At 69.6% G+C, this 25222-nt stretch carries 20 protein-coding genes; 11 read left to right on the forward strand and 9 right to left on the reverse strand.

What is annotated here, in order from left to right; genetic code table 11:
* Positions 1-305 precede the first annotated feature (305 nt).
* Positions 306-668 (reverse strand): hypothetical protein, encoded by a 363-nt coding sequence (locus Ahu01nite_RS24925; protein ID WP_203839040.1) that lies wholly within the window; start codon positions 666-668, stop codon positions 306-308.
* Positions 669-1208: 540 nt separating this feature from the next.
* Between Ahu01nite_RS24925 and Ahu01nite_RS24930 the strand changes: the two genes are divergently transcribed.
* Together Ahu01nite_RS24930 and Ahu01nite_RS24935 are read left to right on the forward strand one after the other, a co-directional pair.
* Positions 1209-1793, forward strand: coding sequence for a SigE family RNA polymerase sigma factor (locus Ahu01nite_RS24930; protein ID WP_203839041.1), 585 nt, complete (start codon positions 1209-1211; stop codon positions 1791-1793).
* On the forward strand, positions 1723-2838 hold the full coding sequence (locus Ahu01nite_RS24935) for a hypothetical protein (protein WP_203839042.1): 1116 nt from the start codon (positions 1723-1725) through the stop codon (positions 2836-2838). Before Ahu01nite_RS24930 ends, Ahu01nite_RS24935 begins: the two co-directional genes overlap by 71 nt.
* 3 nt (positions 2839-2841) lie before the next feature.
* Here Ahu01nite_RS24935 and Ahu01nite_RS24940 read toward each other — a convergent pair whose 3' ends face one another.
* From Ahu01nite_RS24940 to Ahu01nite_RS24960, 5 genes are all read right to left on the reverse strand, one after another.
* Positions 2842-3078, reverse strand: a complete 237-nt coding sequence (locus tag Ahu01nite_RS24940; protein WP_203839043.1) for a hypothetical protein — start codon at positions 3076-3078, stop codon at positions 2842-2844.
* Between the two features lie 3 nt (positions 3079-3081).
* Complete coding sequence (locus Ahu01nite_RS24945) at positions 3082-3327, reverse strand: hypothetical protein (protein ID WP_438874825.1); 246 nt, start codon at positions 3325-3327, stop codon at positions 3082-3084.
* Between the two features lie 86 nt (positions 3328-3413).
* Complete coding sequence (locus Ahu01nite_RS24950; RefSeq protein WP_203839044.1) at positions 3414-5567, reverse strand: SulP family inorganic anion transporter; 2154 nt, start codon at positions 5565-5567, stop codon at positions 3414-3416.
* A 129-nt stretch (positions 5568-5696) separates the two neighbouring features.
* Entirely contained in the window at positions 5697-5993 is a 297-nt protein-coding gene (locus Ahu01nite_RS24955; protein WP_203839045.1) for a Rossmann-fold NAD(P)-binding domain-containing protein, read from the reverse strand.
* Positions 5994-6124: 131 nt separating this feature from the next.
* Positions 6125-6649, reverse strand: a complete 525-nt coding sequence (locus Ahu01nite_RS24960; RefSeq protein WP_203839046.1) for a TetR/AcrR family transcriptional regulator — start codon at positions 6647-6649, stop codon at positions 6125-6127.
* 146 nt (positions 6650-6795) lie between these two features.
* Here Ahu01nite_RS24960 and Ahu01nite_RS24965 point away from each other — a divergent pair, with 146 nt between their 5' ends.
* Positions 6796-7995: an MFS transporter gene (locus tag Ahu01nite_RS24965; RefSeq protein WP_203839047.1), complete on the forward strand. Its 1200-nt coding sequence runs from the start codon at positions 6796-6798 to the stop codon at positions 7993-7995.
* 82 nt (positions 7996-8077) lie between these two features.
* Here Ahu01nite_RS24965 and ppdK read toward each other — a convergent pair whose 3' ends face one another.
* The gene (gene ppdK / locus Ahu01nite_RS24970) at positions 8078-10738 is read right to left on the reverse strand and encodes a pyruvate, phosphate dikinase (RefSeq protein WP_203839048.1); all 2661 of its coding nucleotides are present in this window, start codon (positions 10736-10738) and stop codon (positions 8078-8080) included.
* A 293-nt stretch (positions 10739-11031) separates the two neighbouring features.
* Here ppdK and Ahu01nite_RS24975 point away from each other — a divergent pair, with 293 nt between their 5' ends.
* From Ahu01nite_RS24975 to Ahu01nite_RS24985, 3 genes are all read left to right on the forward strand, one after another.
* Complete coding sequence (locus Ahu01nite_RS24975) at positions 11032-13617, forward strand: carboxylate--amine ligase/circularly permuted type 2 ATP-grasp protein (RefSeq protein ID WP_203839049.1); 2586 nt, start codon at positions 11032-11034, stop codon at positions 13615-13617.
* Positions 13618-13673: 56 nt separating this feature from the next.
* Entirely contained in the window at positions 13674-15449 is a 1776-nt protein-coding gene (locus tag Ahu01nite_RS24980; RefSeq protein WP_203839050.1) for an N-acetylglutaminylglutamine amidotransferase, read from the forward strand.
* A gap of 97 nt (positions 15450-15546) precedes the next feature.
* A complete protein-coding gene (locus Ahu01nite_RS24985) occupies positions 15547-17229 on the forward strand; it encodes a S9 family peptidase (protein ID WP_239159109.1) in 1683 nt (560 codons plus the stop codon).
* On the opposite strand, the gene Ahu01nite_RS24990 is transcribed toward Ahu01nite_RS24985, so the two are convergent.
* A complete protein-coding gene (locus Ahu01nite_RS24990) occupies positions 17149-18609 on the reverse strand; it encodes an MFS transporter (RefSeq protein WP_203839052.1) in 1461 nt (486 codons plus the stop codon). The two genes, Ahu01nite_RS24985 and Ahu01nite_RS24990, sit on opposite strands and share 81 nt — an antisense overlap.
* 90 nt (positions 18610-18699) lie before the next feature.
* Between Ahu01nite_RS24990 and Ahu01nite_RS24995 the strand changes: the two genes are divergently transcribed.
* Together Ahu01nite_RS24995 and Ahu01nite_RS25000 are read left to right on the forward strand one after the other, a co-directional pair.
* Entirely contained in the window at positions 18700-19281 is a 582-nt protein-coding gene (locus Ahu01nite_RS24995; RefSeq protein ID WP_203839053.1) for a TetR/AcrR family transcriptional regulator, read from the forward strand.
* Between the two features lies 1 nt (position 19282).
* The gene (locus Ahu01nite_RS25000; protein ID WP_203839054.1) at positions 19283-20296 is read left to right on the forward strand and encodes an alpha/beta hydrolase; all 1014 of its coding nucleotides are present in this window, start codon (positions 19283-19285) and stop codon (positions 20294-20296) included.
* Here the strand turns inward: Ahu01nite_RS25000 and Ahu01nite_RS25005 are convergent.
* The gene (locus Ahu01nite_RS25005) at positions 20212-21915 is read right to left on the reverse strand and encodes a CocE/NonD family hydrolase (protein WP_203839055.1); all 1704 of its coding nucleotides are present in this window, start codon (positions 21913-21915) and stop codon (positions 20212-20214) included. The two genes, Ahu01nite_RS25000 and Ahu01nite_RS25005, sit on opposite strands and share 85 nt — an antisense overlap.
* A 114-nt stretch (positions 21916-22029) precedes the next feature.
* Between Ahu01nite_RS25005 and Ahu01nite_RS25010 the strand changes: the two genes are divergently transcribed.
* The 3 genes from Ahu01nite_RS25010 (at position 22030) to Ahu01nite_RS25020 (ending at position 24809) form a co-directional block, all read left to right on the forward strand.
* The gene (locus Ahu01nite_RS25010) at positions 22030-23358 is read left to right on the forward strand and encodes an MFS transporter (RefSeq protein ID WP_203839056.1); all 1329 of its coding nucleotides are present in this window, start codon (positions 22030-22032) and stop codon (positions 23356-23358) included.
* 44 nt (positions 23359-23402) lie between these two features.
* A complete protein-coding gene (locus Ahu01nite_RS25015) occupies positions 23403-24227 on the forward strand; it encodes a hypothetical protein (RefSeq protein WP_203839057.1) in 825 nt (274 codons plus the stop codon).
* A 78-nt stretch (positions 24228-24305) separates the two neighbouring features.
* Positions 24306-24809 (forward strand): mycothiol transferase, encoded by a 504-nt coding sequence (locus Ahu01nite_RS25020; protein WP_203839058.1) that lies wholly within the window; start codon positions 24306-24308, stop codon positions 24807-24809.
* The last annotated feature ends 413 nt before the right edge of the window (positions 24810-25222 follow it).

A 25222-nucleotide genomic window follows, 5' to 3' on the forward strand; every position in this document is an offset into this window, starting at 1 on the left:
GCGTGGATGCCTCCGATCGGCGTGTCCGTCGTGTAGGAGTTCACCGACAGCCACCCTGGGGATCGCGGCAGTGTGGTGCGTGGCGGCCACTGCTTGCGGCGAGCCCCGGGGCCGTGGCCAGGAACGGCCCGAGGAAAGCCCGCCATCCTCGACTACCACGCCACCGAGGACCGCTCCTGGCGCCTGCACTTCTCCGCCGGCCTGGAAAGGATCGGGGCTGAACGCGTGTCGCGCCACAGTGGCGGCCAGTGCAACCAGAGCAACCAGGGCAGCCAGGGCAGCCAGGGCGGTCCGTTGTTGGTGGGCTAGCAGGCGGCGGCGTACTTCACTCGCCAGCGGTTGGTGAAACGGCCCCAGTCGAACAGGTCGCCGGCAGCACGCCTGCGGTCACGCTCGTATTCGGCATCGGCCTGCGCCCGGCTGGTGTTCGCGTCACGAAACAACGCGCGTGCGGCCTCGATCCACATCACCTTGCCATCCGGTGACTGAGCCTCGGGAGAGTCACGCCGCAGCCGAGCGGTATGGCCAAGTGCTTTCCCGAAAGCCCGGCGAACTCGGTGCTCACGCCGGAAAGCCTCGGTTGCCGGAGAGTAGTTCCGGCGCCGTGTCGGGTCACGCATCCACGCCAATTCAATTGGCGTGAAGATCTCTTCCTGCACATACTTCATTCCCTAATCCTTCTCAAGGGATCCCATGATCGGAAGGGTGGGTGTGCCATTGTCGGATTGAGGTAGATCACACGTTTTTGAATGGCAAATGGCGAGTATCCGGAGAGGAGTGAAGTGATGGTGGAAGGATTCTGGGAAGGCGATGATTGCCGGGCCCGTTCGTTATGACACGTCGACGGGTCATGGGGCGGCCGCGAGGCCGAGGGTGCACCCCGTACCCCGAGGTCGCGTTCAAGGAACCGAAAACCGGGCGCGCACCCACCCCGAGCAGCAATTCAACCGCGCCCGTAGCACCGTCCGCGCCACCGGTGAGCTCGCGCAGGAGCTAGTCAAACCGCTCGGCAGGAACTTGGGAGGTGTCGATCGCGCTTGTCCGGCGAGACATGGAATCACGGCAGTGGCGACGCTGACACGTTCCTCGGCGGCGGCATGGCCTGATGCACCTCGCGACAGCAAAGGTCACTGAGAAAGTTGGGCGGTGCGTGCAACTCTTCGGGGCGCGGTGCTCCTCTTACCGGCGACGAAGGGAGATACGACCGAGTGGATGCCAAGGAGACCGAGAGCTTCCGCGAGTTCGTTCGCAACCGGTCGGAGTCGCTGCGATCGCTGGCGTATGTGACGTGTGGGGACTGGCAGACCGCGGAGGATGCTGTTTCTGGCACTCTGGCCCGGCTCTATCTGCGCTGGGGCAAGGTGGCCTCGCCGGAGGCCTACTCGCGCACGATGGTGGTGCGGGCGGCGATCGGCGAGAAGCGGCGGCCGTGGCGGCGGGAACGCTCAGCCGGTGACTCGCTTCCCGATGTTGCCGAGCCCGATCACACCGGCAAGATCGATGAGCGGATGCGGCTGCATGCCGCCCTGGGGCACGTGCCGAAACGGCAGCGGGCGGTGCTGGTGCTGAGGTTCCTCGAGGGCCTCAGCGTCGAGGAGACCGCCGAGGTCCTGGGGTGCCGGCCCGGCACCGTCAAGAGCCAGTGCGCGCGGGGGCTGAACACACTGCGGACCGTTCTGGCCGCCGATGACATCACCCTGCAAGCAGACGAAGGGAGCGACCATGTCCTATCACATTCAGGACGTGTTGAAGTCGGTGCGGGACACGGCACCGGAATCGCGCACGACAACTGACGACATCATCGCGCAGGCCGGGCGCATCCGGACCAGGCGCACAGCAGCCACGGTGCTGGGCGGTGCCGCCGTCTTCGCAGCACTCGCGGTCACCGCGGTAACCACGCTGAACGCGCCCGGCACCGGCGGTGGGCAGGTCGCCGCGCAGCCGCTGCCGCAGGCGTCGTCGGCGGCGTTCCCCGAGCCGCAGAAGTTCGCGCTGCCGGTCCGGAAGGTCGACTTCACCACGAAGCTGGCCGGCTACCGGACGGGCGCCTACCGGGTCGGCCCGGTCTCCCGGATCACCGAGGGCTATGCGGTCCTGCCCGTCTACCAGGACAACACGGACCAGGACGGCATCAGGGACGGCGAGATCACCGTCTACAACAAGGGCGTCTACGACCCGGCCACGTTCGCCGGCACGCTCGGCGACACGACTCTTGTCATCGGCGATCAGTATTCGACCAAGGTGAAGGGCCGGCCCGCCCTCGGGCAGGACTGGACCTTCAAGTCCCCGGTCCAGGCGGACAAGCAGTGGCTGCGGGCCGCGCTGGCCTGGCAGTACGCCGACAACTCCTGGGCCACCTTCCTGCCCAACTACGGTAAGAAGGACATCACCCGAGCCGACGTCGTGAAGGTCGCCGCGGCGCTGACCACGGCCGCGGAGCGCGAGCTCAAGGTGCCGTACACCCTGTCTTATGTGCCCGAGGGCTGGCAGACCGTCGCCGTCGACCAGGTGAGCGCGACATCGAGCACCATCGTCTCGCAGGTCTGGTTGCACCACGGTCCGGTGCAGGATTCCGCTACCCGGATCGACGAGGTACTGCCCGACAGCCTCAAGATCATGGTGATGAAGGGCGACCCGAAGGACTCGGACATCGTCGGCAAGGACGGCGTGCACTGCTACCCCGAGCTGCCGTCCTGCACGATCATCGACGGTGACTACACGATCGACGTGGGCGGCTGGAACAACTCGCTCTCCGTCGACGAGGTCCGCAAGGTCGCCGAGGGCATCAAGCCGCTCGACTACGCCGACCAGAGCACGTGGGTCCCTGCAAACAAATAGGGCTCAGGCCGTCTCGGGAATGACGGCGGGACGCAGACCGGCGGCGCACACGAAGATGCGCCGCCGGTGCTGTGCCTGACCACGACGGTCGAGCTGGTAACCGTCGAGCCAGACCCACCCGTTGTAGGTGGGGCGGGCGTCGACGGCGATGATGCGGAAGTCGAAACTGGCGGGGCCCGTGAACTGGACGCTGGCGGCCCGCCCGACATGGACGATGCCACCCGCCTTCAAATCACCCATGTCTCATGCTGTCCTGGGCCGCGGCCGGCGTAAACCGGCCTCTCGGACGAAGATTTTGCGGCGCAGCACCGGGCGGCCGGTCCGGTCGAGCTGGTAACCGTCCAGCCAGACCCAGCCGTCATACGTCGGGCGGGAGTCCACATCGACCACGCGGAAGGCAAAGCCGGCGGGCCCCGCGAACTGGACGCTCGCCGCTCGTCCCACCAGGACGACGTCGCCCGCCCGTACCATCTGCTCCGCAATCGTCAATGAAGTCACCCTTCGCCGACTTCACCTTGGGCGCTCCGGGGGCCGAGCTCAATGGCGATTGCACTATTGGCACAAAGATTGCAGATTTATGACACGTTCACGCGTGTACGCACTCCATCTGCTACCGAGTACATCCGCGCTTCGGCTAAATCGAAGTAAAGACCGGTAAGCGTGAGCCGCTCCTCGGCCACCGCCCGGCGCACACTCGGATAGCCGCGCAGGTTCTCGAGCTGCTGCGCGACGTTCGCGGTGATGCAGTCCTCCTCGGTAATGCCGTCCGAAGAGGACATGCGCGCTTCCGCCAGCCACGAGCCCAGGGCCGACGGCGAGCCGGCCGCTCCACCCATCAGGGCGCGTACGGCCCCGCAGCCGGAGTGCCCGCACACCGTGATCGTGGTGACGCCGAGGACGTCCACCGCGTACTCGATGCCGGCACCGACCGAATCGTCGGCGGAGCCGTACGCGGGCACGATGTTGCCGACGTTGCGGATGCAGAACAGGTCACCGGGTCCGCTGGTCGTGATCATGTTGGGCACGAGCCGGGAGTCCGCGCACGTGATGAAGAGCTGCTCCGGCTTCTGCCCGTCCCGTGCCAGGTCGGCCAGGTGCGGGCGGACCAGCGGCGCGACGCTGCGCTCGAACTCGTCGATCCCGGCCTGCATGGCGTCGTCGCGCTGCTCGTTGATCGAGACCCACTGCGACCAGGAGCCGAGGTAACGCGCCGGGCGTGCCTGGGACCGGACGCCGCCGAGCCGCCCGGCCGTGGCCTGATGGAACCAGCTCTCGGTCACCTCGCGGACGTGCACTTGCCCGCCACCCCGCTCGTACGCGTCCCGCCAGTCCTGAATCGCCTCGAACGCCCCCTGGTCGAGATAGTCGAGGTGCAGCTCCAGCTCGACACGCTCGCCGGGCGGGATCGTGGACAGCTCGCGGGCGATCCGGCCGGCGCCGAGGAACGCGAGGGTGCCGGTGATGACGACGGTCCACCGCCCCTCGGCCGGCGAGGTCCGGGTGATCTCGCACCGCGCCAGCCGGCCGATCATGAACACCACGGCGGTGGCCATGCCCAGCGCGACGCCGGTGAGCAGGTCGGTGAAGACGACACCGATCGCGGTCACCAGGTAGGTCGGCAGTTCGCGGTGCCGGGCGTACCCCTTGATCTGGGCGAGGCTGATCAGCCGCAACCCGACAACGACGAGCACGGCGGCCAGCGCGGCGAGCGGGATCTGCTCCAGCAACGCCCCGAGGACCAGCACGGAAACCGCAACCCAGACCCCATGCAAGATCGCCGAGCCACGGGTACGCGCCCCAGCTGCGACGTTCGTCGAACTGCGCACGATCACCCCGGTGACGGGCAGCCCGCCGAGCGCCCCGGACACCGTGTTGGCCGCGCCCTGGGCGAGCAACTCCCGGTTGAGATCCGCGCGCTTGCCCTCGTGCAGCTTGTCCACGGCGACCGCGGAGAGCAGCGACTCGACGCTCGCGACCAGCGCGATGGTCACGACCGCCATGGCGATCGCCCCGGCACTGCCGTCCGGCCAGCGCGGGAAGGTGAGCTCGCCGAGCGGGTTCGCGGGCAGGTCCACCCGGGCCAGGTCGAAGCCGGCGAACGAGGCCGTCAGCGTCGCGGCGGCCACCGCGATCAGGGCGGCGGGCAGCAGGGACGTCTTCACGAAACGCGGCCACAGCAGCAGGATCGCGATGGTCAGGACGCCGACGATGACGGCGGGCCCGTGGTTGCCGATGATCTGCCGGGGCAGTTCGCGCAGGTTGTGCCAGGCGGAGCTCTGGGCGGCGCCACCGAGCACCACGTGAACCTGGCTCAGCGCGATGACGATGCCGATCCCCGCGAGCATGCCGTGCACGACGGCCGGCGAGAGTGCGAGGGCGGCACGGCCGAGCCGCAACGCGCCCAGGGCGAGCTGCACGAGCCCGGCCATGGCGACGATCGCGGTGGTCGCGGCCCACCCGAAGTCCGCGACGGTCCCGGCGACTATCACGGTCAGTCCGGCTGCGGGCCCGCTGACCTGCAGTGGGGCGCCGCTGAGCGCCCCGGCGACGATGCCGCCGACGACGGCGGCGATGAGCCCCGCGAGCAGCGGGGCACCCGAGGCCGCGGCGATGCCGAGCGACAACGGGATGGCGATGAGAAACACGACGATCGACGCCGGCAGGTCGTCATGGAGCAAGGTCTGCCAGCGGTGGGGCCTGTCTACGTCGGTGCGTTCCGGCGTGGGCATGATGGTCCCTTCGTAGCCGTTTCGGCTTGGTTGCGGCTATCAGGAGATAAGCCGCAATGGGGAAATTTCGGTCACCCTAACCAAGGTCCGTGAACGCACTGTTACGCAGAGCAATACTTACGGGTACTCTCAGCTCTTTCTCAGCCGCGCCTGCACCCGGAGCCGCGGCCGCAACACCATGGCCACCGCCGCCATCCGGCGAGGAAAGGACACCACCACAGCACGCGTACGCACGCAGCCCAGCACCACGTCCACGGCCCGCGCCGCCCCGACCAGGTTCACCTCGATCGCCCGGGTCTGCGCCCCCAGATCGGCCAGGTCGAGCAGCTCCCCCACCCCGATGACCACCCACCCTCCGGCGAGCAACCGCCGCGTCAGAGCCAGACCGATACGGTCCGTACTACCGACGACCAGGGCATTCTGCACGCCCGGAGGATAGTCCACGGTGGATCGCTCTCGTTACGATCCGCGCATGCTGAAGGGTCGAGCGGGTCGAATATCTCGGTGAGGCCGAGGAGGCCTGAGCGGCGACTGGAACCGGGTCAGCACCGCGCCGATCATCCCCGCCGGCCGACCATGGCCAGCACATCGCCGACCAGCCGTTGTGCGTAGTCGTGATCGACAGGCAGGGCGAACACGACGTGGTAGTAGAGCGGCGCGATGACGTGATCGAGGATCTGCGCGACCGCCGGTGTCGTCTCACCGCGTTCGCGGGCCCGGCGGACCATCTCTGATGCCTGCTCGCGCCGCGTCTCCGTGAGCACGCAGCGGGAAACGATCTCGATGCGCGCCGACACCATCGCGCGCAGATATCGGACCCGCTCGGGACGGGTGATGTCGCGGGCGATGATGGTCGCCCACTCGGTCAGGTCCCGCTCGAGTGATCCGGTGTCAGGTAAAGATTCACCGTCGCGGGTCAGGGCGGCGACCGCGACTTCCTCGAGAAGCGCGTTGACGTCGTCCCAGCGCCTGTAGAGCGTTGTCGGGTTGACGCCGGCCCGCTCGGCGATGACGGGAAAGCTGATCTTGTCGGCCCCCTCGCCCACGAGCTCGCCGACCGCCGTGTAGATCGCGGTCTGCACCCGGCCGCTCCGTCCTCCGGGGCGACTTACGGCTGCTCGGTCAGGCACGTCACAACCTTAAGCAAACATCTTTGCTTTAACAAGGCTCTGCCCTACGGTGCTTAAAGCAAAGATCATTGCTTTCCACCGGAGGTAGCGGGGGTCTCGTGCTCAACCGTCCAGTCTCGTTCTTCGTCTCCGGGGCCGCAGGCGCCGCCACATTGACAGCCGCCTCGGCGCCGTCGCCGCTCTATCCCGTCTACCAGCGTCTCTGGGGCTTCTCCGCGTTCACGCTGACGGTCATCTTCGCCGTCTACGTCTTCGCTCTGCTCGCTGCCCTGCTGACCGTCGGCTCGATCTCCGACCGGGTGGGGCGCCGGCCCGTCGCCTCCGGAGCCCTCGTGCTCCTCGCGCTGGGCATGCTGCTCTTCGCGATCGCGGGCGGTCCCGGTGGCCTGATGGCCGCACGAATCGTGCAGGGCTTTGCCGTCGGCGCCGCCACCGGCACCACCACGGCCATGATCATGGATGCGGCGCCGGACCCGCGGGCCGGCTCGATCGTCAGCAGCGCGGTCCCCTCACTGGGAATCGCCGTCGGAGCGGTCCTCGCCGGCGCGCTGGTGGAGTTCGCGCCCCTCCCCCGCCAGCTCGTCTTCTGGGTCCTCGCCGCCGGCTACCTGGTGCTGGCGGCGCTCGTGTGGTGGATTCCCGAACGCGCCCGCCCCGAGCCTGCCCCGCGGACTTCGATCTGGCGAGCGCTGCTGCCCAGCGCAGGGCTTCCGCCGGCCACGCGACCGGTCTTCTTCGCGCTGGTTCCGTCCATCGGCGCGACGTGGGCGCTCGCCGGCCTGTATCTGTCGCTCGGGTCGTCGATTCTCAGCACCGTCCTCGAGGTGCACAGTCACTTCGTCGTGGGCATCGTGCTCGGGGTCTTCTTCGCCGCGGGGATATCAGGCACTGTCGTCTCGACGGTCCTGCCACCGCACCTTCGCGAGTGGTTCGGCTACGCGGCTCTCGCCGTCGGTGTTCTGGTCACGATCGCAGCGATGCTGACGGGTGCGTTGCCGCTCTACCTGGCCGGATCCGTGGTTGCCGGGGCCGGCTTCGGTGCGGCGTTCCGGTCCGCCATCAACGCGCTCGGTGAGGCGGCACCCGGCGCCCAGCGAGGACAGACGTTCGCGACGATGTACATCGTCAGCTATCTCGCCTTCAGCGTGCCGGCGCTCGCGGCAGGGCTCGCCGTCGAGCGGTTCGGGCTCAAACCGACGGCCATCGCGTACGGAACCCTCGAAGTCGCCCTGGTCCTGATCGCGACGGCCGCAGGAATCACCCGGTCGCGCCGCGCGGCCGGCCTCAAAGCCGCATGACCGGCCACGCAGCCGGATTCAAAGCCGCGCGACCGGCCACGCAGCCGGATTCAAAGCCGCCCGACCGGCCACGCAGCCGGGGTCAGGAGCGGGTGATGGCCGCGCGGCCGGCTTCGAGGCGGGCGACCGGGACGCGGAACGGGGAGCAGGAGACGTAGTCGAGGCCGACCTCGTGGAAGAAGTGGACGGATTCGGGGTCGCCGCCGTGTTCGCCGCAGACGCCGATCTTGAGGTCGGGTTTCACCTCGCGGCCCTCGTCGGTGGCGATGCGGATGAGGCGGCCGACGCCTTCGCGGTCGATGGACTCGAAGGGGGAGATGCCGAAGATGCCCAGCTCGAGGTAGCGCCAGAAGAAGGCGCCCTCGACGTCGTCGCGGGAGAAGCCCCAGCCCATCTGGGTGAGGTCGTTGGTGCCGAAGGAGAAGAAGTCGGCGGCCCCGGCGATCTGGCCGGCGGTGAGGGCGGCCCGGGGGACCTCGATCATGGTGCCGATCAGGATACGGACGCCGGTGCCGCTGATGACTTCCTCGACGATGTGCTCGCATTCCTGGCGGACCATTTCGAGCTCCTGGACCGCGCCGACCAGGGGGACCATGATCTCGGGCTGCGGGTCGAAACCGTCCGCGGCCAGCTGCGCCGCAGCCTGGGCGATCGCGCGGACCTGCATCGCGAACAGGCCGGGAATGACCAGTCCGAGGCGTACGCCGCGCAGCCCGAGCATCGGGTTCTGCTCGTGCATCCGGCGCACGGCGTCGAGCAGCTGGGCCTCCTCGGCGTGGTCCTCGCCGCGTTCGCGAGCCACCGCCACGGTGACGGCGAGCTCCTCCAGCGACGGCAGGAACTCGTGCAGCGGCGGATCGATGAGGCGCACGGTCACCGGGCGGCCGTCCATCGCGCGGAACAACTCGACGAAGTCGGCACGCTGCAGCGGGAGCAGCGCGTCGAGGGCAGCCTTGCGATCGCCGTCGGAGCCGGCCAGGATCAGGCGTTCGACCAGCTCCTTGCGGTCGCCGAGGAACATGTGCTCGGTGCGGCACAGGCCGATGCCCTCCGCGCCGAAACGCCGGGCCCGGGCAGCGTCGGCCCCGGTGTCGGCGTTGGTGCGCACCGCGAGGCGGCGGCGCGCGTCGGCGTGGTCCATCAGCGTGTGGACGGCTTCGACCAGTGTGGAGTCGACCGGCTCACCCTCGAAGTACTGCACGACCTCGGACGGGCGCACCGGGACGGGCCCGAGGTAGACCCGGCCGCTGGTGCCGTCGATCGAGATGACGTCACCCTCGGCGACCGTACGCCCGGCAACCGTGAACCGGTCACGGGAGATCTCCACCGCGTCGGCACCGCAGACACAGGTGCGGCCCATGCCCCGGGCGACCACCGCCGCGTGACTCGTCTTGCCGCCGCGGGCGGTGAGAATGCCCTGCGCGGCGATCATCCCGGCGAGGTCCTCGGGGTTCGTCTCCCGGCGCACGAGGATGACGTCCTCACCCGCCGCGGCCAGCTCGGTCGCCCGTGCCGCGCTGAACACGACCTTGCCCACCGCGGCACCCGGGGACGCGCCGATGCCGCTGGTCAGCACGGCGGGCTCACCGGCCAGGTCGAAGCGGGGAAACATCAGCTGCGCGAGCTGGGCGCCGTTGACCCGCAGCAGCGCCTCGTCGAGGTCGATCGCGCCCTCGTTGACGAGCTGCGCCGCGATCCGGAACGCGGCCGCGGCGGTGCGCTTGCCGACCCGGGTCTGCAGCATCCAGAGCTTGCCGCGCTCGATCGTGAACTCGATGTCGCAGAGATCACGATAGTGCCCTTCGAGCAGGGCCATGATCTCGAGCAGCTGGTCGTACGAGCGGTGGTCGAGCTCCTTGAGCTCCTCCAGGCCGACGGTGTTGCGGATGCCCGCGACGACGTCCTCGCCCTGGGCGTTCTGCAGGTAATCGCCGTAAATGCCCTGGGCGCCGGTGGCCGGATCGCGGGTGAAAGCGACCCCGGTGCCGGAATCCGGGCCGAGGTTGCCGAAGACCATCGCGACGACGTTGACGGCCGTGCCGAGGTCGGCGGGGATGCGTTCCTGGCGGCGGTAGAGCACCGCGCGCTCGGCGTTCCAGGACCGGAAGACCGCCTCCATCGCCAGCCGCATCTGCAGCTGCGGCTCCTGCGGGAACTCGTGCCCGGTGTGCTTGGCGAAAATGCGCTTGTAACGCTCGGTGAGCGCGCGCAGGTCGGCCGCGTCGAGTTGCAGATCATTGGTGACACCGCACGCTTTCTTGGCTTCTTCCAGCGCGTCGGAGAAATCGTCACCGGGCACGTCGCAGACAGTTTTGCCGAACATCTGCACGAGCCGCCGGTAGGAATCCCAGGCGAACCGCTCGTCACCGCCGGCCTGGGCCGCGAGCCCGGCCACGCTGGCGTCGTTGAGCCCCACGTTGAGCACGGTCTCCATCATGCCGGGCATCGAGAAGGCAGCACCGGAACGCACCGACACCAGCAGCGGATCGGAGGGATCTCCCAGGTGGCGGCCCATGGTTGCTTCCAGAGCGGCGAGATGGCTGTCGATCTGCCCGGCGAGCTCGTCCGGTGCGCTCCCGGTCGCCAGGTAGGCGCGGCAGGCCTCGGTCGTGACGGTGAACCCCGCCGGGACCGGCAGCCCGAGCCGGGTCATCTCGGCGAGGTTCGCACCCTTGCCGCCGAGCAGCTCTTTCAGATCTTTGTGGCCCTCGGAAAAATCGTAGACAAACTTCTCGCCGGACATGATCGCCTCCTGGGGGAATCGTGCGAACAGCGGCAATGATTAACGGAGGTTAAGTGCCCGGTGGCGGCGATTCCAACCGCTCGTGAAGAATTGCACAAGGCCACGCGTATTTGCGTTCGTTAACACGCTCCCGCGAGCAGTTGCGCGCACCGCCCCTGCGAACACAGCGCAGGGTGTCACGATCGTCATGCTTGACGTTGACCGGAAATGGGCACGTCACAGCTTCGGTACACGAGCTGACAAGGCTCCGGGAAAGCCCGAGACGGCGAGCGCGACAGCTAGGGGTCTGGAACATGACGGAGTCACTCAAGGTCAGCGAGAGCGACGGTAGCGGCGTGGTCGGCACCGACCTCACGCTCGGCGCCGAGGAGGAGCTCCACGTAGTGGATCTCAAGACCCGTGAGCTGGTGCCGCGCGCGCCCGAGATCCTGGAGCAGCTCGACGCCGCCAACTACTCGGCGGAGCTGCACCGCTCGGTGGTCGAGACGAACACCCCGGTCGCCCAGAGCCTGGACGAGCTGCGCGACGGGATCGTGACGCTGCGCCGGCGGGCCATCGGCGTCGCCGAGTCGCTCGGGCTCGGCCTGGTCGCGGCGGGCACGATGCCGATCGTCGATCTCGACTCGCTGCCGGTCACCCCGACCTCGCGTTACCAGCGGATGGTCGACGAATACCAGATGCTCGCCCGTGAGCAGCTCATCTGCGGCGCCCAGGTGCACGTCGGCATCGCCGACCGCGACGAGGCCGTCTCCATCGCCCAGCGGGTCGCCCCCGCGCTGCCGGTGCTGCTCGGCATCTCCGCCAGCTCGCCCTACTGGATGGGCGAGGACAGCGGCTACGCGAGCGTCCGGTCGCTGGTCTGGATGCGCTGGCCCACGGCCGGGGACAGCGGCGTCGTCAAGGACGCCGCCGACCACGACGCGCTGGTCGCCGATCTGATCGCGTCCGGCACGATCAGCGATCCCAAGATGGTCTATTTCGATGTACGCCCGTCGGCGCACCTGCCCACCGTCGAGCTCCGGGTCACCGACTCGAGCCCCGACGTCGACACCGTCGTGCTGCTCGCCGGGCTCTTCCGTGGTCTCGTCCTGCGTGCCCAGCAGGACTACCGGGCCGGGCGCCCGCTCGTGGTGACCCGTCCGCCGCTGCACCGCGCGGCGATGTGGCGCGCTGCCCGCTCCGGGCTGGAGGGCGACCTGCTCGACCTGCCGCGCTCGCCCGTGCCGGTGCCCGCCGCGGTCGCCGTGGAGCGCCTGGTCGGCGATCTGCGCCCGCAGCTGGAGGAGCTCGGCGACTGGGAGCAGGTCTTCGACCTCTCGGTGCAGGCGCTCAGCCGGGGCAGCTCGGCGGCCCGCCAGCGCCGTGCCATGGCCCGCCGCGGCCGGCTCTCCGACGTGGTCGATCTCGTGGTCGCCGACACCCGGGGCGGTGCCACCGGCATCGGGCCCGGGGGCCAGACGGTTCCGGCCGGGCTCACGCCGTACGCCTCCACGGGCGACGAGGCCTTCCCGGGCGGGGACGTCGTTCCCGCGTACGAAGGAGTCCTGAATGTCCTGAGCGCACTCGGACCGGCCGGCCTGCGCCGCCGCGAGGACGCCAAGGACGACGAGCAGCGCGCCCGCGGGATCACGTTCAGCGTGGCCGGCGAGGCGGCGACCCGGCTCTTCCCGTTCGACCTGGTGCCGCGGATCGTGCCGGCCGCCGACTGGAAGGAGCTGCGCACCGGCCTGGTGCAGCGGGTCCGGGCGCTCGACGCGTTCGTCAACGACGTGTACGCCGAACGCCAGGTGGTCCAGGACGGTGTGGTGCCGGAATGGGTCATCGACGGCTCCCCCGAGCTGCGTCCCAGCGGTGCCCTGGTCGACCGGCCCGGCGTGCGCGCCCAGGTGGCAGGTGTCGACCTCGTGCTCGACGGCGAGGGCAACTGGCGCGTGCTGGAGGACAACCTGCGGGTGCCGTCCGGCATCGCGTATTCGATGCAGAACCGCAGGCTCGCCGAGTCCGTCCTGCCGGAGCTGCCCCGCCCCGACGACCTGCTCAGCCCTGAAGGCACCCCGCAGCTGCTCAAGCAGGCCCTGCTGGACGCCGCCGGCCCGGCCGCCGGCGACGACCCGCAGCTCGTGGTGCTGAGCCAGGGCCCGGACGACTCCGCGTGGTTCGAGCACCGGATGCTCGCCGAGGAGATGGGCATCCCGCTGGTCCGCAGCACCCAGCTGCTCGTCGACGAGGGCCGGGTCTACCGGATCGTCAGCGGCCGCAAGCACCGCGTCGACGTCATCTACCTGCGGATGGGCGAGGACAGCCTGGTCCACTCCCCCGGCGCGGACGGCATGCCGCTGGGGCCGAGCCTGGTCACCGCGCTGCACGCCGACACGATCGTGCTCGCCAATGCGCTGGGCAACGGGATCGGCGACGACAAGGCCGTGTACGCGTACGTGCCCAAGATGATTGAGTACTACCTGGGTGAGAAGCCGCTGTTGCAGGACGTGCGGACGTACCTCTGCGGCATCCCGGAGCAGCGGGTCGAGGTGCTGGCCCGGCTCGAGGAGCTCGTGCTCAAGCCGGTCGACGGCTATGGCGGTGACCGGATCGTCATCGGGCCGCACGCGAGCCCCGAGGACATCGCCGCCGTACGCCGGCAGATCCGCACGGCCCCGCACCGCTGGGTCGCGCAGGAGGTGGTGCAACTGTCGACGGCTCCGGTCTTCGACGGTCACCAGCTCGCGCCGCGCCACGTCGACCTGCGCGCCTTCGTCTTCACCGGCCGGGAATCGGTGGTCGCCCCCGCGGCCCTGACCCGCGTGGCCCCCGCCGGGAGCATGATCGTCAACTCCTCGCGCGGCGGCGGCTCGAAGGACACCTGGCTACTGGGCGAGTGAACCCTTTCACGACCCGGACACACCCCCGAAACGGAAACCGTGGAGGTTGAGAAACTATGTGCGGAATTGGCGGCGAACTGAGGTTCGACGACCGGACGGCCGACCCCGAGGCCGTCCGCCGCATGCTGCCCTGCCTGGAGCACCGCGGCCCGGACGCCGAGGGCCTCTGGCACCGGGGCCCGGTCGCGCTCGGCCACCGGCGGCTGCAGATCATCGACCTGTCCGCATCCGGCGCGCAGCCGATGGTCGACGAGCAGCTCGGGCTGACCCTGGTCTTCAACGGCTGCATCTACAACTATCAGCAGCTTCGCGAGGAGCTGCGCGGGTACGGCTACACGTTCTTCTCCAGCTCCGACACCGAAGTGATCATCAAGGCGTACCACCGCTGGGGCGCCGACTGCGTGCAGCACTTCCTCGGGATGTTCGCCTTCGCGATCCTCGAGCACGCCACCGGCACGGTGATGCTGGCCCGTGACCGGCTCGGCATCAAGCCGCTCTACCTCGCGGAGACCCCGGGGCGGCTGCGCTTCGCGTCCAACCTGCCGTCGCTGCTCGCGGCCGGTGACGTGGACACCTCGATCGACAAGGTCGCGCTGCAGCACTACATGACGTTCCACTCGGTCGTCCCGGCGCCGCGCACGATCGTCACGGGGGTGCGGAAACTGCCGCCGGCCACCGTACGCATCATCCAGCGCGACGGCACCTCCACCGAGACCGTCTACTGGGAGGCCTCGCACACCCGGATCGCCACGCCGTCGGGCCGCAAGGAGTGGGCCGAGGCGATCCACGCCTCGCTGCGCACCGCGGTCGAGCGGCGGATGGTCGCCGACGTGCCGGTCGGGGTGCTGCTCTCCGGCGGGCTCGACTCGTCGTACATCGTGGCGCTGCTCGCCGAGCAGGGCCAGCGTGGGCTGACGACGTTCTCGATCGGGTTCGAGCCGGCGGCCGGGGAGAGCGGCGACGAGTTCGCCTACTCCGACATCATCGCCAAGCAGTTCGACACCCGGCACCACCAGATCCGGATCGGCCGGGACCGTTTCCTGCCCGCCGTGGCCCGCACGGTCGCGGCGATGAGCGAGCCCATGGTCAGCCATGACGCGATCGCCTTCAACCTGCTCAGCGAGGACGTCGCGAAGCAGGTCAAGGTCGTGCAGTCGGGGCAGGGCGCGGATGAGATCCTGGCCGGCTACAGCTGGTACCCCCCGCTCGCCGACGTGCCGCGTGATCGCGCTGTGGACGCGTACGCCCAGGAATTCTTTGATCGTCCGCACAGTGAGCTGGCCCGCCAGCTGAACCCGCAGTGGTTGATCGACACGGACGTGAGCAGGGAGTTCGTCGCGGCGAGTTTTGCCCGGCCCGGCGCCGAGACCTCGGTCGACGCGGCGTTGCGGCTGGACACCCAGGTGATGCTCGTCGACGATCCGGTCAAACGGGTCGACAACATGACGATGGACTGGGGCCTCGAAGCACGCGTACCGTTCCTGGACCACGAGCTGGTCGAGCTCGCGGCGGCCTGCCCGCCCGAGTTGAAGCTCGCGCAGGGCGGAAAAGGCGTGCTGAAGGACGCCGCCCGCGGGGTCGTGCCCGACGAGGTGATCGACCGGACCAAGGGATACTTCCCGGTTCCGGGGATCCGGCACCTGGAAGGCACGATGCTGGAGATGGTTCGCGAGGCGCTTCACGCACCAGCGGCCCGTGAACGAGCACTTTTCCGCCCGGAGTATGTTGACGCGCTCCTGGCAGACCCGAACACTCCTCGTACGAAGCTCGGGGCGAACCAGCTGTGGCAGCTCGCTCTTCTCGAGATGTGGCTGCAGGACAAGGGGATCTAGCAACCGAAGGAGGACCCGTATGACCGGTCAGCTCAACCGTGTCGACGTCACTGTTCTGCCCGCTGGATGGGCGACGAGGGGTGCTTATCCTTCGGAAGTGTCGGGCAGCTGGTCGCCGGCGTTGTCGCCCGACGGCCGGCATGCGGCATACGTGTCCGACCGCAGCGGCTCCCCCAAGGTGTGGGTGCAGCCGGTCGGCAGTGAGCTGACGTTCCTCGTCGACACCGGCGAGGAACCGGTCGTCTCGGTCCACTGGTCCACCGGCGGCGGCTGGCTGGCCTGCGTGCTGGCGCCCGGCGGCGCCCCGCGCACGGAGGTCTGGCTGGTCCGCCCGGACGGCTCGGCGCTGCACCAGGTCGCGGGTTTCGGCACCGACAGCGCGGAGAACGTGCGCTGGCTGCCGGGGCGCCCGCTGCTCGCGGTCACGGAGAACCTCACGACCACGCTGCTGGTCGACGCCGAGCACGGCACCCGCTCCGACATCGCCACCGGCGAGCTGGTCTCCCTCTTCGACGTCTCCCCCGACCGGTCCCGCGCCCTGTTGCGGCAGGGGCCGCGGGGCAGCCGTTACATCGCTGTCCGCGACCTGGCCACGGGCGTCGACGAGTACGTGACGAGCGGCGAGCAGGCCTGTTTCGGGCCCGACGGCTCGGTATGGGCACGCAGCGACGCCGGCGAGCGGCCGGTCCTGCTGCAGGGGTCCGTCCTCCGGGCCGAGTCGGACGATGCCGAGGTGGAGGCCTTCGCGCTCACCTCGGACGGCACCAAGCTCGCCGTGCTGTGGAACGTCGACGGCGGCCGGTCCGCGCTGACCGTCGACGGCATGCCGGTGGAATTGCCCGGCTGGGTCGTTTCGCAGCCCGCGTGGAGCGCGGACGGCAGCACGCTGGCCTTCACCGCCGAGGGGCCCGGTCAGCCGCACGGCGTGTGGACCTGGACGCTGCCGGGCGGGCTGGTGCCCGTGTCGGTGGACGAGGTCGTCGAGAAGGCGATCCATCCCACGCTGCGCCGCTTCGCCTCGCACGACGGGCTGGAGATCAGCGGCTGGCTCTTCGAACCGCTCGGCCCCGGCCCGCACCCGACGGTGCTCTGGCTGCACGGCGGGCCCGAGGCGCAGGAGCGTCCCGGGCACGGCCCGCTGTTCCAGTCACTGGTCGACCGGGGCATCGCCGTGTTCGCGGCCAACGTGCGCGGCTCGTCCGGTTTCGGCCGCAGCTTCGTCAACGCGGACAACGGCGCCCTGCGCTACGGCGCCATCGCCGACGTGAAGTCCTGCGTCGAGCACCTGGTCGCGACCGGCGTGACCGACCCGGAGCGGGTGGGTTGCATGGGCCGCTCGTACGGCGGCTACCTGACCCTCGCCGCGCTGACGACCTACCCGGAGCTGTTCGCGGTGGGCATCGACGTGTGCGGCATGTCGAACTTCGCCACGTTCTACGAGCACACCGAGCCGTGGATCGCGGCGGCGGCGGTCTCGAAGTACGGCGACCCGGTCCTCGACGCCGACCTGCTGCGCGATCTGTCCCCGATCACCCGCATCGACAACCTCCGCGCGCCGCTGATGGTGGTGCACGGGGAGAACGACAGCAACGTGCCGGTCATCGAGGCCGAGCAGGTCGTCGAGGCCCTCGCCGAACGCGGGGTCGAGCACCGCTACCTGCTCTTCCCCGGCGAGGGCCACGAGCTGCTGCACCGCTCGTCACGGGCGGAGTACCTGCGCGAGACGGTCGGCTGGCTCACCCGGCACCTGCTCTCGCTGCACAGCCTTTCTGCGCACTGAGTACAGCCAGGCGGGGACGGACACCACCGCGAAGACGACCGCGGCGACCGCGAAGCCGAGGTGCACCGACTCCGTGAAAGCGGTCGGCGGCGCCTCGGCCTCCGCGAGCTTCGACGCGAAGTGGCTGGTCAGGATCGTGCCCAGGATGCTGGTGCCGAGCACGCTGCCGATCTGGCGGAACATGTTGAGCGCGGCACTGGCCATGCCCGCCCGCTCAGCGCCGACACTGGCCACGGCCGCGGCGGTCACCGGAGCCAGGACCAGACCCTCTCCAAGACCGAAAAGCACCAGACCAGGCCACACATGAGCGTACGACTGGTGCGCGGGCGTGATCAGCAACAGCGCTGCGCCGGCCGCGGTGATCAGGAGCCCGCCGCCGAGCATCACGCGCAGCCCCACACGCCGTGCCAGCCGGGCCGCGACCGCACTGACGGCGATGTAGACGACGAAGAGCGGTAGCAGCTGGAACCCGGTGTCCAGCGCCGAAGCTCCCTGAACCCGCTGGACATAGAGCACGACCAGCAGCGGGACGCCACCGAAGCCGAACATCGCGGCCACGGCGACCAGCATCGCGGTGCTGAACGCCGCCGACCGGAACAACCGCAGCTGGAGCATCGGATCCGCGCTGCGCAGCTCGACGACGACGAACAGCACCAGCGCGACCACGAAGACCGCCAGCGCCGCGAGGACCCTGCCGGCGCCGATGCCGTTGTGCCCGCCCTCGATGATCGCGTAGGTCAGCGCGGTCACCGTGGTGGTGGCCAGCAGCAGCCCGGGCACGTCGAGACGACGGCCGAGGTGCCGGCTCTCGGCCACCAGCAGCGGCGTGACGATCAGCACGACGACCGCGAGCACGGCGTTGGCGAGGAAGACGCTGTGCCACGAGAAGCCCTCGAGCAGCGCCCCGGCGACGATCGGGCCCGCCGCCAGGCCGAGCCCGGAGGCACCGGCCCAGATGCTGATCGCCTCGGTGCGCTGGTGCGGGTCGGGGAAGTTGTGGCTGACGATGGTGAGGCTGGTCGGCAGAATCATCGCGCCGCCCGCGCCCATCACCGCCTCGGCCGCGATGAGCGTCCCGGCGCTGTGCGCGGTGAAGGCCAGCACGCTGCCGGCGCCCAGCACGACGATCCCGGCGAGGAACACCAGGCGCCGCCCGAGCAGGTCCCCGAGCGTGCCCATGGACAGCGTCAGGCCCGCGACCACCAGGCTGTAGGCGCTGGTCACCCACACGATCGTGGTGGCGGAGGCGTGCAGGTCCGCCTGGATGGCCGACAGCGAGCCGACCGTGGCGGTGATGTTGACGAAGGTCATCATCACGCCCAGGCAGACCGCGGCCAGGGCGAGCCACGGCCGCTCGCTGCGCCCGGTTTCTGTGCTCATGCAGGTTCTCCCAGAAGTAAAGCGATCGCTTTCCTTCGGCACGGTAACGCAGCCCGGCGGAGAAAGTACAACGATCGCTATACTTCTGTTGTGAACGCAACAACGGGTACGCGCGGCGGCCGTGGCGCGCGGGAGCGGATCCTGGCGGCCGCCGCCGAGCTCTTCTACGCCGATGGCATCCACGCCACGGGGATCGCCCGGCTGACGGACGTCGCGCACGTGTCGACGCGTACCTTCTACCAGCACTTCCCGAGCAAGAACGCGCTGGTGGCGGCGTACCTGGAACGGTTCGACGCGGAAACCCCGATGCCGGCCGAGCAGGAGCTGACGCGCACCGACCTGGCACCACGCGAGCGGTTGATCCAGGTTTTCGCCACGTTGAAGACGCGCGGCCGGCGGCCCGTGCGCGGGTGCCCTTTCCACAACGCCGCGGTCGAGGCCGCCGGGGAGATGTCCGAGATCGCCGAGACGGTCGCGCGGCACAAGGACGCGTTCCGGCAACGGCTGGCCGACACCGCCGCCGAGGCCGGCATTGCCGACGCTGAGTTGCTGGGGCGAAGGCTCGCTCTGCTGTACGAGGGCGCGACCGCTCTGTCGACATCGCGCAACGACGGGCAGGCTGCCGCCGACGCCTACGATCTGGCGAAGGAGCTGATCGAAGGGGGCCGATAGCGTGGCGCAGCTGGCGTATCTGGAGGACGGGCCGGTCGGCGGGCCGCTGATCATCTTCGTGCACGGGTGGCCCGGCATCGCCCGGACCTGGGTGCGGCAACTGGACTACTTCGCGGCTCGGGGCTACCACGTTGTCGCGCCTGATCTGCGGGGGTACGGCGGGTCGGCCGGGTTCGACGAGCCCAGTGCGTACCGTCAGGAAGAGGTTGTGGGTGATCTGCTGGAGCTGCACGATCGGCTCGGCGCCGCACCCGCCGTCTGGGTCGGTCATGACTGGGGCAGTCCGACGGTGTGGAACATCGCGGCGCACCACGCCTCACGCTGCCGGGCCGTGGCGACGCTCGCGGTGCCGTTCGGGACCGTGGAGCTGGGGCTCGATGCGCTGGTCGGGCTCGTCGATCGGGAGCGCTACCCCGTCGAGAGCCATCCGTACGGGCAGTTCGATTACATGGCCTACTACGAGCGGTTCCCTTCGCAGGTGACGGCGGTCTTCGAGGCCGACCCGTCAGCCACCGTGCGGACCCTTTTCCGGCGCGGCAATCCGAAGGTGCGCAGCCGTCCTGCGCCCACGGCCACGACCACCGCGGACGGGGGCTGGTTCCGCGGTGCCGACCGGGCGCCCGACCTGCCGCTGGACGAGTCCGTGCTGACCCCGGACCTCTTCGCCGAGCTGGTCGACGCGTTCCAGCGCAACGGATTCGCGGCTCCGACCGCGTACTACCTGAACCACCGCGCCAACGCGGACTATGCGGCCACGGGCGGCCCGCTCACCCTGCCGGTGCTGTTCATCGGCGCGGACCACGACCCGGTCATCGACCTCACCGCGCCGGCCATCCTCACCGGCATGCGCGCGACGTGCCCGGATCTCACCGAGGTGACCGTGCCGGCCGGGCACTGGCTGCAGCTGGAGGCGGCCGGCACGGTCAACGGTCAGCTGCTCGACTGGCTGGCCGGCTTTCCCACTTCCGAGCCCTCGGCGGCCGATAAGACCGGGAGCACCACCCGCGACGGGTGATCGGCGTCGTGGAAGACCTCGAAGCGGTTGGTACGGCCCTGCGTCGCCGTGCCGAACGGCTCCGCGGTGCCCATGTTGCGGGCGTAACGCGGGAACGCACCACCGCTGACCTGGACGCGCACCCGGTGGCCGGCCTTGACCCGGTAGGCGGTCGGGAACAGCTCGACGTCCACCGCCAGCACGCCGTCCGCGACCTCCGTGACGTCGTCCGCGGGCACGGTGCGTGGGTCCAGGCGGCGGATGCCGTCGACGATGTTGCGGGAGACGCCCTTCGGGTCGACGTCGCAGAGGCGGACGAAGACGTCGGCGTGCGGGAGCTCTGTGCGTACATAGATCTGGGCCTTGACCTGCCCGACCAGATCCAGATCGGCCGTCAGCGCCGGGCCGGTGAAGACCAGGACGTCGGCGCGCCGCTCGACCACGGCGTTGTCGGCCTGCTTGCCCGGCGGCTGCAGCAGCGGGCCGCCCACCGTCGGGGTCGGGTCCGCGGGGTCGTAGGTAAAAGTGCCCGGGGCCGCCGACGCCTCGGGCTCCGCGGCCAGCCCGCCATCCTTGCCCAGGTGGAACGACTGCTCTTTCGCTTGCAACGGAGGCCACTCGCCGAACGCCAGCCACCTGTCGGCCTGCTGGAGGAAGACCCGTACCGGCGCCGCGTCCTCCGGCGGCGGCCCGCCACGCAGATGGTGATCCAGCCACGCCAGATCCGTCTTGGCAACCATCCGCAGCTCACCCGGCTCACCGTGTAACCACGGGCCGACCACGATCCGTGCGGGCACTCCCGCGGCGCGTAACGCGGTGTAATCGGTCATCGTGCCGGCGAGGAACAGGTCCCACCAGCCGGTGACCATGCTGACCGGCGGCATCCGGCTGAAATCCGCCTCGTTGTGGTTCGCCTCCGACCAGAACTTGTCCCCCGGCTCGGAGTGCGCGACGAAGTCCCGCCAGAACGGCACCGGGGCGCCCGCCACCGCTACATCAACCGCCTGCAACGGCAGCCGTTGCAACGCGGCGTGCACCCGGCCGCGCATCCGAGGATCGGGCAGACCGCCCCGCTCCTGCCGGCCGATCGACGACGACCACGTCAGCCCCGTGTGGATCTGCGGCGCGCCGTGGTTGTAGAACAACGTGCCCGTCACCTCGGACGACGTGATGTGCGGCGAGACACAGACCAGCGGCGGGTCGGCGTACGGCGCCACCGCCCACTGGGTGTGCCCGAAATAGCTACCCCCGGTCATCGCGATCCGGCCGTCGCACCACGCCTGCTCGCGCAGCCACGCCAGCGTCGCCAGGCCGTCCTCGCGCTCGGTCGTGAACGGGCGGAACTGGCCGCCGGAGCCGAACGTGCCCCGGGTCGCCTGCATGAACACCTGGAAACCGCGACGGGCGAGGGGTGCGGCGAACATCTGCGCGTAGAGCCCGGACCGGCCGTAGGGCACCCGGATCAGGACCACGGGCAGCGGTTTCTCCTGGCCCTCCGGGACGTAGTGGTTAGCGAGCAGGGAGATGCCGTCCGGCATGGTGACCGCGACGTCTTTCCTGATCTCGTACGGCACCGCGCTCGTCGGCAGCCCCAGCGCCTTGTCGGCGGCGGCGCCGGCCACCCTGCTCAACATCGTCATGGTCCGACTGTATTTCGTTTCCGTGACGGGACACACGCCCGGTTTGTGACGTGTTTCGTTGCCGTCCGGCCCTGTTCAGGAGAAAGGTTGGAGGCACGCGAGCGGACGGAGTGGATGACCATGCGAGGCGGGGCCCGGGCATGGGCGGTGTGGGGAATCGCTCTGTCTGCGTACGTCGTCGCGGTCCTGCATCGCACCTCGCTCGGTGTGGCCGGGCTCGACGCGCAGCAGCGCTTCGGGATCGGCGCCGGCGCGCTCGCCTCGTTCGCCGTGCTGCAACTGCTCGTCTACGCCGGGCTACAGGTGCCGGTCGGGGTGCTGCTCGACCGGTTCGGGTCGCTGCGCCTGATCGTCGCCGGCGCGCTGATCATGGCGAGCGGGCAGCTGCTGATGGCGTTCGCCGACGGGCTCACCGGCGCGGTGATCGCCCGGGTGCTGGTCGGCGCGGGCGATGCCATGACTTTCATCAGCGTGCTGCGGCTGGTCCCGCAGTGGTTCCCGACCAAACGGGTGCCGGTGGTCAACCAGCTCAGCGGCATCGTCGGGCAGCTGGGCCAGGTGCTCAGCGCCGTGCCGCTGGCCGCGCTGCTCGCCGGGCCGGGCTGGACCACCGCGTTCGTCAGCGCTGCCGCGACCGGGCTCTTCGTGGCCATCCTCGCGCTGGTCGCGTTGCACGACACCCCGGAGCGCCGGGTCAACACGGGCGCGGCGATGTCCGCCCGCAAGCTCGGCCAGGACCTGCGCTCGGCCTGGCAGCACCCCGGCACCCGCCTGGGCCTGTGGACCCACTTCACCACCCAGTTCACGGGAACTGTCTTCGCGCTGATGTGGGGCTACCCGTTCCTGATCGCGGGCGAGGGGCTGTCCCGCGGCACGGCCAGCACCCTGCTCACGCTCTTCGTGCTCGTCGGCATGGTCGGCGGCCCGCTGATCGGTGTGGTGGTGCAGAAGCATCCGCTGCGCCGTTCGTGGGTGGTGCTCGGCGTGGTCGCCGGCAACGCGCTGGGCTGGGGGCTGGTGATCGCGTGGCCCGGCCGTGCGCCGATGGCCGTGCTCCTGATCCTGGTCGTGGCGCTCGGATTGGGCGGCCCCGGCTCGATGATCGGCTTCGAGTTCGCCCGCACGTTCAACCCGCCCAACCGTCTCGGCACGGCGACCGGCATCGTCAACGTCGGCGGCTTCGTCGCGTCGCTCATCACCATCGAGCTCGTGGGGCTGATCCTCGACGCCCGCACGGGTGGACGTGCCGATTACGACATCAGTGATTTCAAGGTAGCCATGTCCGTGCAATACGCTCTCATGGCCATCGGCGTGCTGGGCATCCTGCGCACACGCCGGCTGGCCCGGCGGCGCATGGCCGCGGAGGGCGTGCACGTGCGCCCGCTTCGTGAAGCTCTGGCCGACCGTGGATGGTTTAGCTCCGAGCGCATCGGTAAAGGCTGAAGCTTCAGACGCGTACCGAATCAACAGTTTTGTGTGAGGAGGACATGACCGAGCAAGCACCGGACCGTCTGTGGTCCGGTATCCAGATCAGCAAGGTCGTCGCCGGAACCCTGGCTGCGATCGCCGCAGCGGTGCTGGGCTCCTTCCTGGGAGTCGCGGGCACTCTGGCAGGAGCGGCGCTGGCCAGTGTGGTCGGCTCCGTCGGAACGGAGATCTTCAACAACTCCCTCAAACGCGGCACGAAAACGCTGCAGACCGTCGCGCCCACGTTCATCCGGGCCCCGGCAGCGATCGGCACCCCAGCCGTCGCCGCCGCCACCGAGGAGGACAACCCGGCGCACACGGTCCCCGACGACGCCGTCGTGGAAGACGCCGCCGTCCCGGCGGTGAAGCCGCGCCAGAAGATCCGATGGGGCCACATCGGTCTCGCCGCTGCGGTGCTCTTCGTCCTCTCCATGGGCACGATCAGCGTCATCGAGGCGTTCACCAAGAAGCCGCTCTCGGCCTCGGTGACCGGCAGCACGGCCACCGGCGGCACACTGTGGCCGAAGTCGAACAACAGCAGCTCCAACGACGACGAGTCGCCCTCGACGAAGACGTCGACGGCACCCTCCGAGGCCCCGGCGCAGGACACCGACCCGGCCGAGGACCCGTCGACGGCGAGCAGCGCGGAGCCGACCAGCACGGCGACCTCCTCGGCCCCCGAGGACGGCCCGACCACGGAGCCGACCACGGACGCCCCGCAACCGGATTCCACCGGCGGCGCAGGCGACCAGTCGGAGCTGGACGGCACCCAGCAACAGGACAGCAGCGGTAGTGGCAGCGGCGCCCAGCAGGAACTGGCACCGGCACCCCAGCCCTCCGAATAGTTCCGCAAGCGTCCGAAGCTCCCGCACTCCCCCTGAGTGCGGGAGCTTCGTCGTCCCAGAATGGGGAACACTTCCCCCATGAAGACGAACGAACTCCTGGCCGAAAGCCACGGCCGCCTCCCCGACCTGGTAAAGGGCGCCGTCAAGGACCTCACCGCCGAGCAACTGGCCACGGCGCCGGCCCCGGGCGCCAACCCGGTCGGCTGGCTGATCTGGCACCTCACCCGCGTCCAGGACAGCCACATCGCCGACCTGCTGGGCGACGACCAGCTCTACGCAACGGGCGACTGGGCCGCAACCTTCGGCCTCAAACCCGACCCGTCCGACACCGGCTACGCCCACTCCCCCAACCAGGTCACCCAGGTCCGCCCCCGCAGCGCCAAAGCCCTCATCGACTACTACGAGGCAGTGCACGCCCGCACCGCCACCTACCTGGCCGGCCTCACCGACAAGGACCTCGACCGCGTGGTCGACGACGCCTGGGACCCCCCGGTCACCCTCGGCGTCCGCCTGATCAGCATCCTCGACGACGACACCCAGCACGCCGGCCAGGCCGCCTACGCCCGCGGCCTGATCCGCTGAGCCGGCCGCACTCGCCTGGGGTGCATGAGCGATTGCGGGGCGACCCGCTCCCCTGGGCGACTTCAGCAGGACGCAGAGTGAGGTCGCCAACTTTGTATGTCATGTGCGAAAGAACAACATTGCGCACTAGGCAGCGGACACCGCATGAAGTTGTCCCTCAACAGGGATCAGCGCAACATTCAACCTTGCGGGATGACACCACTTTCGGCGGCCTCACCCTGCGCTCGCAAACATGCACGCGCGGGCGGCACCACAACGACCGCTGAAGTGGTAACCCAGTGGGAGCTCACCGCGTCAGGTTCCCAGCGCCGAAGGGCCTGGACCCTGATAATCCGGCGTTCCCTGCGGCCGGGCTTGTGCCGCCTTTAGGAACAGCTGATTCGCTGATCCGCCGCAGCGGTTGCGCTCGGCCC

This window comes from Winogradskya humida (assembly GCF_016862215.1).
Classification (GTDB): domain Bacteria; phylum Actinomycetota; class Actinomycetes; order Mycobacteriales; family Micromonosporaceae; genus Actinoplanes; species Actinoplanes humidus.

Coding starts and splice junctions, on each gene's coding strand:
- Ahu01nite_RS24925 (WP_203839040.1), bottom strand. CDS start 668: ATGAAGTATGTGCAGGAAGAGATCTTCACGCCAATTGAATTGGCGTGG.
- Ahu01nite_RS24935 (WP_203839042.1), top strand. CDS start 1,723: ATGTCCTATCACATTCAGGACGTGTTGAAGTCGGTGCGGGACACGGCA.
- Ahu01nite_RS24940 (WP_203839043.1), bottom strand. CDS start 3,078: ATGGGTGATTTGAAGGCGGGTGGCATCGTCCATGTCGGGCGGGCCGCC.
- Ahu01nite_RS24950 (WP_203839044.1), bottom strand. CDS start 5,567: ATGCCCACGCCGGAACGCACCGACGTAGACAGGCCCCACCGCTGGCAG.
- ppdK (WP_203839048.1), bottom strand. CDS start 10,738: ATGTCCGGCGAGAAGTTTGTCTACGATTTTTCCGAGGGCCACAAAGAT.
- Ahu01nite_RS24975 (WP_203839049.1), top strand. CDS start 11,032: ATGACGGAGTCACTCAAGGTCAGCGAGAGCGACGGTAGCGGCGTGGTC.
- Ahu01nite_RS24980 (WP_203839050.1), top strand. CDS start 13,674: ATGTGCGGAATTGGCGGCGAACTGAGGTTCGACGACCGGACGGCCGAC.
- Ahu01nite_RS24990 (WP_203839052.1), bottom strand. CDS start 18,609: ATGAGCACAGAAACCGGGCGCAGCGAGCGGCCGTGGCTCGCCCTGGCC.
- Ahu01nite_RS25005 (WP_203839055.1), bottom strand. CDS start 21,915: ATGACGATGTTGAGCAGGGTGGCCGGCGCCGCCGCCGACAAGGCGCTG.
- Ahu01nite_RS25010 (WP_203839056.1), top strand. CDS start 22,030: ATGACCATGCGAGGCGGGGCCCGGGCATGGGCGGTGTGGGGAATCGCT.
- Ahu01nite_RS25015 (WP_203839057.1), top strand. CDS start 23,403: ATGACCGAGCAAGCACCGGACCGTCTGTGGTCCGGTATCCAGATCAGC.
- Ahu01nite_RS25020 (WP_203839058.1), top strand. CDS start 24,306: ATGAAGACGAACGAACTCCTGGCCGAAAGCCACGGCCGCCTCCCCGAC.